At 37.8% G+C, this 11,874-nt stretch carries 8 protein-coding genes and 1 pseudogene; 4 read left to right on the top strand and 5 right to left on the bottom strand.

All coding sequences use genetic code 11. The features are described from left to right. The first annotated feature begins 43 nt into the window (after positions 1-43). A complete protein-coding gene (locus HX129_RS09330; protein WP_130072351.1) occupies positions 44-721 on the top strand; it encodes an ion channel in 678 nt (225 codons plus the stop codon). Positions 722-886: 165 nt separating this feature from the next. Then, complete coding sequence (locus HX129_RS09325) at positions 887-2,866, top strand: glycine betaine transporter (protein ID WP_286434316.1); 1,980 nt, start codon at positions 887-889, stop codon at positions 2,864-2,866. A gap of 67 nt (positions 2,867-2,933) precedes the next feature. On the opposite strand, the gene omp33-36 is transcribed toward HX129_RS09325, so the two are convergent. After that, on the bottom strand, positions 2,934-3,806 hold the full coding sequence (omp33-36, locus tag HX129_RS09320) for a porin Omp33-36 (protein WP_174493936.1): 873 nt from the start codon (positions 3,804-3,806) through the stop codon (positions 2,934-2,936). A 1,057-nt stretch (positions 3,807-4,863) separates the two neighbouring features. Here omp33-36 and blaOXA point away from each other — a divergent pair. Both blaOXA and HX129_RS09310 read left to right on the top strand, forming a co-directional pair. Further along, the gene (gene blaOXA / locus HX129_RS09315) at positions 4,864-5,649 is read left to right on the top strand and encodes a class D beta-lactamase (protein ID WP_286434427.1); all 786 of its coding nucleotides are present in this window, start codon (positions 4,864-4,866) and stop codon (positions 5,647-5,649) included. A 344-nt stretch (positions 5,650-5,993) separates the two neighbouring features. Further along, positions 5,994-7,349, top strand: coding sequence for an MFS transporter (locus tag HX129_RS09310; RefSeq protein WP_286434314.1), 1,356 nt, complete (start codon positions 5,994-5,996; stop codon positions 7,347-7,349). 49 nt (positions 7,350-7,398) lie between these two features. On the opposite strand, the gene HX129_RS17785 is transcribed toward HX129_RS09310, so the two are convergent. The 4 genes and pseudogenes from HX129_RS17785 to HX129_RS09285 all read right to left on the bottom strand — a co-directional run bounded on the left by HX129_RS17785 (position 7,399) and on the right by HX129_RS09285 (position 11,830). Continuing rightward, entirely contained in the window at positions 7,399-8,028 is a 630-nt protein-coding gene (locus HX129_RS17785; RefSeq protein WP_502872637.1) for an AbiJ-NTD4 domain-containing protein, read from the bottom strand. After that, positions 8,004-8,243 (bottom strand): AbiJ-NTD4 domain-containing protein, encoded by a 240-nt coding sequence (locus tag HX129_RS09295; protein WP_286434311.1) that lies wholly within the window; start codon positions 8,241-8,243, stop codon positions 8,004-8,006. The genes HX129_RS17785 and HX129_RS09295 overlap by 25 nt, the downstream gene beginning before the upstream one ends. Before the next feature lie 108 nt (positions 8,244-8,351). Then, positions 8,352-11,183: an excinuclease ABC subunit UvrA gene (uvrA, locus tag HX129_RS09290; protein WP_286434309.1), complete on the bottom strand. Its 2,832-nt coding sequence runs from the start codon at positions 11,181-11,183 to the stop codon at positions 8,352-8,354. Between the two features lie 272 nt (positions 11,184-11,455). Further along, positions 11,456-11,830: pseudogene (locus HX129_RS09285) on the bottom strand (hypothetical protein). Positions 11,831-11,874 lie beyond the last annotated feature (44 nt).

Below are 11,874 nucleotides of genomic sequence, written 5' to 3'. Positions count from 1 at the left end.
ATAAATAACATTCAGACTAAAACAACAATGATTAGGAATAAGCATGCAAACTTTGCTTCAGTTTTGGAAAGGCTTCAAACTTTTGCCTTCAGCTTGGTTGCTTTTGGTACAACTGAGTATTTTGATTTTATATGTATTCGCGAGTAGCAGTCGCAGTTATCAAATTTTGATGTGGGCTTTAGGTGTTTTAGCTTTATTGATGATTGCTAAAGTGATTCGTCAAACACCTGTTTATAGTGTCATTGGGCTGTTTTTTGTTGCAGGCGCATTTATATTTTCAATTCTTATGTTGATTGGGCAGCGCTCTATTGCAATGCAAATTACGGCACATAGTTTTGAAGCCATGGCTTATTTTTGTGCGGCATATGGCTTAGTTCGTTATATGTTTGAAGATCGTTATTTAACGAAGGATGAGCTTTTTGCAGCAGGGGCAGTGTTTACCCTTATCGCATGGGGATTTGCTTTTTTATATAGTATTTGTCAATTGCTTGTGCCCAATAGCTTTCAAAATCCAAATCATGTTGGAGAATACCAAACTTGGTTGGATTTACTATTTTTGAGTTTTAGTTTGCAGTCTGCGACTGGACTTTCAGATGTAATTCCACTTGCACCAGCAGCGCGTATTGTGGCGATGTTACAAATGTTCTGTGGTGTGATGTATTTAGCACTCATTGTTTCACGTTTGATTGCTTTGCATTATGTTGCACATAAAACTGAATAATTTCAATTCACTAATTTTTACAGTAACTAAACTGCATCGCTTTTGTATTTGAATTATCATCTTTTTTGAGCTTTTCTTAAGCTGAGCTCGCTTTTTTTCACGCCATGTGAATGCCTTTCTTGACCTTTTCGGTCTGTCCATTAATTAAAAAAATGTGAGGAAGATATGCCTTCCAAAAAGTCATCTTGGTTTGACAATGTCAATCGAAATGTATTTTTTAGTAGTGTTGGGATTATTGCAATATTTTTAGCGTTCGTGATTTTGACACCGAATGCATTTGACTTGATGACCAAGCAAATGAATCAGTGGATTACCGATTCATTTAGCTGGTTTTATGTGCTTGCCGTTGCGATTTTCCTAATTGTTTTAGTATTTATTGCTTTATCTGACATGGGTAAAATTAAACTTGGCCCTGATCATAGCCAGCCGACGTATAGCAATGGCTCTTGGTTTGCGATGCTATTTACCGCAGGTATGGGCATCGGTTTAATGTTCTTTGGGGTGGCTGAGCCAGTCATGCACTATGTCAATCCACCAACAGGTGATCCTGAAACCGTGCAAGCTGCTCAACAAGCCATGCGGATCACCTTTTTCCATTGGGGCTTACATGCATGGGCGATTTATGCATTGGTTGGTTTGACCTTGGCTTATTTTGCCTTTCGTTATCACTTACCTTTAAAAGTTCGTTCAGGGTTGTATCCTTTAATTGGGAAAAAAATTCACGGTCCAATGGGGGATGCGGTTGATACCTTTGCCACTATTGGTACAGTGTTTGGTGTGGCAACAACCTTAGGTTTTGGGGTCACACAAATTAATTCAGGTCTCAACTATTTATTGGGTTGGGAAAGTCAGATCAGTACGCAGATTATCTTAATTATTTTTGTGACTGCTTTAGCATCATTGTCTGTGTGTTTGGGCTTAGATAAAGGTATTAAGCGTTTATCGGAATTGAATTTAGTATTGGCTCTGGCTCTATTGATCTTTGTATTTTTAGCCAGTTCAAGTATTTATATTTTACAAACTACGATTCAAAATGCTGGGCAGTATATGTCCAATTTATTTTCCATGACCTTTAACCTCTATGCGTATCAACCGAGTGGTTGGATTGGAGGATGGACAATTATGTATTGGGCATGGTGGATTTCTTGGTCACCATTTGTCGGTATGTTCATTGCACGTGTATCACGTGGTCGTACCATCCGCGAATTTATTGTCGGAGTGCTGCTGATTCCAACAGGTTTTACCCTGATTTGGATGGGATTCATGGGCAATGCTGCGTTATTTAGTATTTTAGAACAAGGAAATACCAGCCTGATTACTGCGGTGCAGCAAGATTCATCCGTAGCATTATTTGAATTTTTAAATCATTTACCTTTTGCAAGTATCTCTAGTTTTATTGCGACGATTTTAGTGATTTTATTTTTTGTGACTTCTGCCGACTCAGGTGCATTAGTTACAGATTATTTAACAGCGAAAACGGAAAACTCTCCCATTTGGCAGCGTCTATTTTGGACAGTTATCATGGCAGTGTTGTCGATTATTTTGTTAGTTGTTGGAGGCTTGGGTGCATTGCAATCGGCAACCATGATGAGTGCTTTGCCATTTACCTTGATCATGCTGTTGCTCTGTTGGGGATTACTCAAAGCATTACGCTTAGATGTAACCAAAATGCATGCTTTACAAGTTGCCCGTATTACGCCACGAGCTGTACAAAATCCAAGAAGTTGGCAACAACGCCTTGGGCTGATTATGCACTATCCGCATACCCATCAAGAGGTTGAAGAATATATACAAACAGTGGTACGCCAAGCTTTTGAAAATATTCAGCGTGAATTTAAACGTCGACATTTAGACGTGAAAATTCAGGTCGTTGAAGAAGGTTTAGTATTGAGTGTTGATCATCAAAGTGAAGTCAATTTTGTGTATAAAGTTTTGAATCATGTGACGGAAGCTGCAAGTTTCATGCTCGATGAGCAGCATGAAAATATTGATACATTTTATCAAGCAGAAGTCTTTTTACGAGAAGGTGGGCAGGGCTATGATGTGATGGACTGGACACAAGAAGATGTTCTACAAGATATTATTGACCAATATGAACGTCATTTACATTTCTTAAATGTGATTCGCAATTCAAACCTAGACTGATTTTTAAGAGATTAACAATAAAAAAAGGACTCAAATGAGTCCTTTTTTTGCTTCTGAAGAAATATTCTTAGAAACGGAATTTAGCATTAACACCTACAGTTTGAGTGTCATTTGCAGCTTTAGAGTTTGCATTTACGTAGCTTGCACCCACTGCAACAGCAGGAGTGATGAAGTAATTTACGTTTGCACCCCAAGCTGAATCAGGTGTTGCATCGAAGCTAGATTCTGCATAAGAAGCACCAACACTTAATTGTGGGTTCAAATACAAATCAGTTTTTAATTGGTAAGCAGTGTCATCACCGTATACAAGACCAGTTTCAAAACCAATCGCCATATTTGTACCGTCAATGTTACCTACATATTTAGTACGTGCAGTGATTGCATCTTGGTCATCGCCAATTGTTGCTGATTCTGCAACAGCTTTTGCAATGCCTGTACCCATCACATTGAATGCATCAAGTGCAGCTTGGTCTGCAACACTGGTATAACCTACAGCAACCAAGAAGTTTTTAGTTGCAAGCGCACCCACTTCTAATGCATAACGATCACCATTGTCGTCAGCACGATTTTGGTTTTTGCTGTCTAAAATAGTGTGGCTATAAGAAGCACTTGCATAAGCAGGAACAAATTTAGTTGGAATATAAGCTTCAGCTTTAGCACCAAAGTTATGTGCGATTACGTCAACACCATTTGAACCAACTTCGCCATAGTTATAAGCAAGCGAAACGTTAGAAGCTTGGTTTAAAAATGCAGCTTCAGCCAAAGGACCTTTAGAAGCATCAACGTTTTTAAGGTAATATGTACCTTGAATACCACCTGTAAAATCTTTGTCATTTACAGTTGTGTCGATGTATTCAGATTGACCTTGAACTTCAAATTGATACGCTTGAGCACCGGTCATGGCTAATAATAAAGCAGTGGCTAAACCGAGTTTTTTCATAATCATTTCCAGTCTATTGAAATGGGTTAAACAACCTGCATTGTATTGTAACAATATATTAAGTCAATGATGTATAAAGACATTATATTTTGAGTCAATACTCTAAATGTGTTAAAGGTTAAAAAAGAGACAGATGGCACAGCGCAAGTCAACCTCAACAAAATATCAATCAGAACAATGAAATAAACTGTGAAAAATCACAGAAAAATTACTCAACTAGATTAAATTAACAACAAACATTGATTGTTTTTAACGATTTATTTTATTTTTTTAATTGTAATAATTGATTGATTTATTTTCGTTTTTAAATATTGATTTAAACAAGCTTAAATAAATATTTTGCTAAATTTAAACATAGTTGATGTCACTTAAATGACAGACTTGATTAAAAATAAAACAAACAAAAATATTTATGTGATTTTTTTTGCATTTTTATTTTGAATTGTGTTTTTAATCAAATCATACTAAAACAATCGGCTTTACTTTTTTGCTCAATTTTTACATAATTCTTAGATCAAATTTATATGACAAATTTGATAATTTCTTCATAGTTTTACTTTTTAATGCTCAACTTTCCCCAAGGTTGGGCTTTTTTTTTGGTTTAAATTGAATAATATTAATATTTAAAAAATATGAATAATCATATACGAATTATAACGTCTTTAGCGGAAAACGTCCTGAACCGATAAAAATCTGTAAATAATTCCAGTTTTAATTTTTATTGCACTATATTGGTGCTAATTATGATTAAGTTGGCATGGTTTTTGCCAAAAAAAACCCCAATTTCTTATCGGAATTGGGGTTTTTCGCCAAAATCTTCGGAAAATTTAGAAATTCTGCTGAGGAATATTTCTAAATCGCCCTAATGGAGTGCATTATGCACCTAATTGTTGCACTTGTAAATATTTTCTTACATCCTCGTGAAAAAATTTACATTTTTAAAAAATAGATCAATTATGATGCTGCTTAGCGCATGTTTTTTGAGTAAATAATGAATTATATCAAGGGTATGTTTATTTTATGTTTGCTGAGTATGAGTTTAGGTTGCCAAAAGCAAATGTTATCTCAGACAGATGATGTGATGAAAATGCAGCAAATCGCTGAAAACTCTTCAAGAGCACAAGAAATTCCATACTTATTCGATGAGGCACATACCAAGGCCGTGATGGTGATTTATGACGGACAGCATTTTCAACAATTTGGAAATGATTTATCTCGTGCCAATCAGGCTTTTGTTCCCGCATCAACGTTTAAAATATTGAATGCTTTGATTGGCTTACAGCATAAAAAAGCAACCCATACTGAAATTTTTAAGTGGGATGGAAAAAAGCGTAGTTTTTCAAGTTGGGAAAAAGACATGACTTTAGCGGAAGCAATGCAAGCATCGGCAGTCCCTGTGTATCAAGAGTTGGCTCGTCGGATTGGTTTAAAACTCATGCAAAGTGAAGTCAAACGTGTGGGTTTTGGTAATGCAGATATTGGTACACAAGTAGATCAATTTTGGTTAAAAGGACCATTAAAAATTACCCCGCAACAAGAAGCTAAATTTGTATATGGTTTAGCAATGGAGGAATTAGGTTTTGATGTAAAAGTACAGCAACAAGTCAAACAAATGCTGTTGATTGAACAACGCGGTGACTTAAAACTTTATGCCAAAAGTGGTTGGGCAATGGATATTGAGCCACAAGTTGGTTGGTACACAGGTTGGGTGGATGACGGGCACGGTAAAATCACCGCATTTTCTTTAAATATGACGATGCAGCATGATTGTGCTGTAGGAGAACGAAAAGAGCTGACTTTAGATGTTCTTGATAAGCTAAATATTTATAGTTATTTGAAGTAAGCAAAAAAAAAGCCCAGTCGATATAGAGGTGACTGAGCAGAAAAGGGTACAGTAAGAAACTTACAGCGATATTTAAAAAAATATATTCATTGACTTACGGTAATAAAATATATTGGTTTTTATAAAATCTGTAAAACAGTTTATTTAAATAATATTGATTTGTAAAAGCGATTATTGTTTAGTCAATGTAGAAACTGAATTAAGTATTTAGACTTAATACAGCAATGAAGTCGATCAAGCCTGATCAAGCGATGTCACTAAAGGTATAAGGAGATACCTTTAGATGTATTGTGATTTATGACGATCCGTTCAAAATAAAATAAGAATACGGATAAGGATGTAAAATGGATTTAACAGCAAAACCCACACAAATTTCACAGGTTGTGGATCAGAGATTTTCACCATACCAATGGTTTATTACTCTTTTATGCTTTCTCATCGCATTATTTGATGGCTTTGACACCCAAGCAGTTGCATTTACAGGTCCAGCAATTATTGATGCATTTCAACTCGATGCCAAAGCTTTAGCACCTGTATTGACCGCAGGTATTATTGGCATGACAGTTGGGGCGATGTTTTTAGGAATGCTCGGAGATAAGTTAGGGCGCCGTAAGACCTTGATGATTTGTATATTTATTTTTGCGCTCGCGACTTTTGCAACGGCTTTTGTCACGCATTTAGATCATATTTTTGTATTGCGAGTGATCGCAGGTTTAGGTATGGGAGGTGCAACGCCTGTGCTTTTAGCATTGGCATCTGAATACTCACCAAAGCGTTATAAAGGCTTAGTCACGACAGGTGTACTTTTGGCACTCCCTGCAGGAGCGATGATCGGCGGTATATTGGCTGCTAAAATTTTACCGCTGTGGGGCTGGCAAAGTATTTATATTATTGGTGGTGTCATTCCGTTGGCATTATTAGTTTTGATGTTTTTTGTTTTGCCTGAATCTTTGGAGTATTTGGCACAACGTCCTACGGAAAAAAATAAAGCCAGTATTGCCAAAATTTTAAATAAAATTTCAGGTCAAACGATTCAGCTTAATGAAGATATTTTTGCAAAATCAGAGATTCAAAAAGCAGAGCCAGCTAAGCTTTCGAGTTTATTTCAAAATGGTTTAGCCAAAACCACAGTAGGTGTGTGGGGAACATATTTCTTTAACTGGATTGCATGGTTTATGTTACTGTCTTGGTTGCCAACGATTTTAAAACAATCGGGTCTAGATCCTATTCAAGCGCCTTATGCTTCTGTTACGGTAAATGCTGCATTTATTGTGTTTGCGATTCCATTGGCTTATTTTTTACCAAAAATTAATACAGTTAAAATTCTGTATTTCATGTTTGCTTGCGGAATTGCCGTTGCTATTGCTTTGGGTCTAAGTATTGAAACTGCACAATGGTCTATGATTTTTGCACTGATTGCATTGGCAGGCTTTGGTATTGGCGGACAACAACTCGCGTTAAATTATTTGGTGGTTGCGTCATATCCTGCTGAAGTTCGTGCAACAGCAACAGGTTGGGCGATTGGTATGGGGCGTTTTGGTGCAATACTCGGTTCTGCGATCGGTGGTACAGTTTTATCTGGTTTTGGTAGCAGTGGTTATTTTTATGCTTTGGCTACTCCATTGGTGATTGCTTGGGTCTGTGTGATTTTGATTCGTAAGCGTTATCAGCAAACAGGCGAGGTAGTGGTGAGTCACTAAGTATGTTAAGACCTCGAAAGAGGTCTTTTTTCTAGCTGAATTAGGATATTTAATCTTTGGTTTTCTCAATCAAATAGTTAATGAAATTTGTACAAGCAACGAGCATAAATTTTGCATCGATATAAGATATTGAGGATTCTTCAGGAGAGCCATGTCTAACCCCATTTTCATCTGAAGAATAGCCATATAGTTTATTTAAACTTTCCATAAGCGTTGGGTGTAATTCATATTTAGTACGTAGTCTTGGAATTGCTTTTCCTAACGTAATTGAATTATCTCCTAAAAGTTGCATTGCTAAAGCTTCAACAGCACTAATCGACTCTTTAATTGAGTTTCGATAGTCAGGATTTTGACGATCTGACATTAATTTGAGAGCTTGGTTTAGATGTTGTTGAACACCTGAATAAGGATTGGTATTAGTTAAAGCTTCTTCGATAGATTGAATTTCTTGTTCGGAGGTGATTTCTGTAATTTGATTGTCAACTATTCTATAAGCAGAGTTTTCAACTTCTAAGCAATCATTTAATAAAAGAATGAAATCTTCTTTATCTTTATCAAAAGGAAAATATTGAATACAAGCTTCAATAAAATCATAAATTTCATACCATTTGTATGTTTTAAAAAATAAAGTGTCAATTTCAGAAATAGTGGATTCTATTGAGTATGGGATTTGGTCAATTCTTTTTTTGAAATAACCATGAAATAGTAATTTAAAAAAGATTCTAAATTGCTGCCAGAAATAAGATTAACTCGAGCAAGAGAAGAACATGAATATTTATCAAAAATACATTCACTTATCGCATTCCAGAGTAAGTTTTTTAATTTAGTATTAATATATTCTTTCTGAAAAACTTCTCGAACAGGTTTGTATCCATATCTTTCTGAAAAGCGCATTGCATCCCCAATAAATTTAATTTTACTTATATTTTTTAATCCTCCCTAACCCTCCTTTTTCAAAGGAGGGAATTCCCCTCTTTTTTAAAGAGGGGTTAGGGGAGATTTTTATTTCAACATCGGCTTTAAAAACTTCGCTGTATGCGAAACTTTAGATTTCACCACGTCTTCAGGCGTACCCTCGGCAATGATCTGTCCACCGCCTGAACCCCCTTCAGGACCCAAATCGACAATCCAGTCCGCCGTTTTGATCACATCCAAATTATGCTCAATCACCACGATGGTATTGCCCTTATTGCGTAGCTCATGCAGGATATCTAAAAGTTTCGCAATATCGTGGAAATGCAGCCCCGTCGTTGGTTCATCTAAAACATACAAGGTTTTACCTGTATCACGCTTCGCCAATTCACGAGCAAGTTTCACACGTTGCGCCTCACCACCTGAAAGCGTGGTCGCAGACTGACCCAAACGGATATAACCCAAACCGACCTGATTTAAAGTTTCCAAACGACGATGAATCACAGGGATCGCATCAAAGAAATGCATCGCATCTTCAACGGTCATTTCTAACACATCAGAGATGTTTTTGCCTTTATAACCAACTTCTAACGTTTCACGGTTATAACGCTTGCCATGGCAGGCGTCACATGGCACATACATATCAGGTAAGAAATGCATCGCCACTTTGATCATGCCGTCGCCTTCACAGGCTTCACAACGACCACCTTTCACATTAAACGAGAAACGACCTGCGGCATAACCACGTGCCTTGGCTTCAGGCGTTTGTGCAAACAATTCACGAATCGGGGTAAATAAACCCGTATACGTTGCAGGGTTAGAACGAGGCGTACGACCAATCGGGCTTTGGTCAATGTCCACCACTTTATCCAAGAATTGCAAACCATCAATTGAGTCAAACTTTTCCGCCGTTAAGGTGGTTGCACCATTGAGTTGAGTTGCAGCCAAAGGCAATAATGTACGGTTAATCAGCGTCGATTTACCTGAACCTGATACGCCTGTAACACAAGTCATCACACCTAGAGGAATGGTTAAATCGACACTCTTTAAATTATGACCAGATGCACCCATCAATTTGATTTGTTCATCAGGTTTAGGTGGTTCTACACGTTTTTTCGGTACTTCGATTTTTAATTTGCCTGACAGATATTGACCCGTTAAAGAATTTTCATTGGCAGCCAATTCATCATAAGTCCCTTCAGCAATCACATGACCACCATGCACCCCTGCGCCTGGACCGATATCAATAATATGATCGGCTGCACGAATTGCATCTTCATCATGTTCAACCACGAGTACGGTGTTGCCTAGGTCACGCAAGCGAACTAAGGTTTCCAGTAAGCGGTCATTGTCACGTTGATGTAACCCAATCGAAGGCTCATCTAAAACGTACATCACGCCCATCAGACCTGCACCGATTTGTGAAGCCAAACGAATACGCTGTGCTTCACCGCCTGATAAGGTTTCCGCAGAACGTGATAAGCTTAAATAGTTCAGACCAACCGATACAAGGAAGTGCAAGCGCTCACGGATTTCTTTAAAAATCTTGTCCGCAATCTCGCCTTTAGCACCCTCAAGGTTTAAATCCTGATAGTAGCTTTCAGCATCACCAATCGACATTTTGGTGATTTCGGCAATGGTTTTGTCTTTCACGCGAACATGGCGTGAAATTTCATTCAGACGAGAGCCACCACAGGCATCACACGCGGCATTGGAAAGGTACTGTGCCAAATCATCACGAACATAGTTCGATTCTGTTTCACGATAACGACGTTCCAAATGTGGCAAAATACCTTCAAAAGCCTGCACACGACTATGTTTACGCCCACGCTCATCGATATAACTTAAATCAACCTTTTCTTTGCCTGTACCGTAGAGGAATTTCTTTTTGGTGTCGGCATCGAGTTCATTCCAAGGCGTATCCAAAGAAAAACCGAAATGATCTGCGACTTTTTGAATCATGGAATAATAATATGGACGTTGTCTGTCCCAACCACGAATCGCCCCTTGGCTAATTGAAACTTCGGGGTTTGGAATCAATTTTTCAGCACTGAAATGGCTACGTGTGCCCAAACCATCACAAACAGGGCATGCGCCAAATGGGTTGTTGAATGAGAATAGACGTGGTTCGAGTTCTGCCACAGCGCGGTCACATTCAGGGCAAGAGTGTTTGGCTGAAAATACCCGTTCAGGCTGTTCGCCATTCATCCACGATAAAATTGCAATATCACCACCTAAACGCAATGCGGTTTCAAAACTTTCTGCAATACGATTGCCTAAATCATCACGTACTTTAAAACGATCCACCACCACTTCAATGGTGTGTTTTTTCTTTTTATCCAATTCAGGTGGTGTGTCGATATCAATCACTTCACCATCGACACGAGCACGCACGAAACCTTGGCTTTGTAACTGTTCAAATAAATTGTTGTATTCACCTTTACGCTCACGTACTACGGGCGCGAGTAACATCAGCGCTGTGCCTTCTTCTAAGGCTTTAACGGCATCAACCATTTCCGAAACAGTTTGCGCCACCATTGGCAAGTCATGCTCAGGACAGTAAGGTGTACCAACACGTGCATAAAGCAAACGCAGATAATCGTAAATTTCAGTAATGGTTCCCACTGTAGAGCGTGGGTTATGACTTGTCGATTTCTGTTCAATGGCAATCGCAGGGCTTAAACCTTCAATTGAATCAACTTCAGGTTTTTCCATTTGTGATAAAAACTGACGGGCGTATGCGGACAGTGACTCGACATAACGGCGCTGACCTTCGGCATAGAGGGTATCAAAAGCGAGAGAGGATTTTCCTGAGCCCGAAAGTCCCGTGATTACCACAAACTTGTCGCGTGGAATATCGAGTGACACATTTTTTAAATTATGGGTACGTGCGCCTCGAATACGGATATGACTTTGACTCATAGAACGATCTCGAATGTATGCAATTTGAAGACTATATATGATAGCGATTTAATTTTGTTCAAGCTGTATTAAATCGTTTTTTCGCGACATTTTATGTCGGATATGTGAAAGATCCATTAAATCAGAACCTTTCCTTACATGTTTCAAATGCAATAAAATGAGCTTTTCATCAAGTTAAAGACCAAATTGTTGAAATCTCATTGCTGTTAAATAGCATGTTTGAACAGTAAAATGTTCTATAGAATCAATCATTCGATTTTATCAAAGCCTGATTAGCATGCCATTGCATAAGGTCTTTCAAAAATAGAGTCTAATTCTTCAAAGGCAAATACTCGTGCGGTATCATGATGTTGTCGGGCATAAAAATTAACCTCTTTTTCGAGTAAATGTTAAAATTCATTATATTGATCTTCAAAATCTGCTAAGTCGAGTAAGTGCCAACCTTTTGCAAGATGGCAATTAAATTGTGTAATAAATACCAACATCAATTTTTGAATATGAGTATTGGTATAATAAATCAGATACGTTGCAGCAGCACTGCAATGCTGACACCCTTTTTCTAGATAAATTTCTTCATTGTTTAGCCAACAACATTGTAAATTGAAAAATGTACGACTTGCCTCTGTAGCTAAAGTTGAATTTTGCATAGGAACCTCACAACGGATCAAATTTGTACATATTGATAATAATC

Source organism: Acinetobacter sp. 251-1, assembly GCF_030329305.1.
Taxonomy (GTDB): Bacteria; Pseudomonadota; Gammaproteobacteria; order Pseudomonadales; family Moraxellaceae; genus Acinetobacter; species Acinetobacter piscicola_A.
This window is presented reverse-complemented; position numbering and strand designations above follow the sequence as displayed.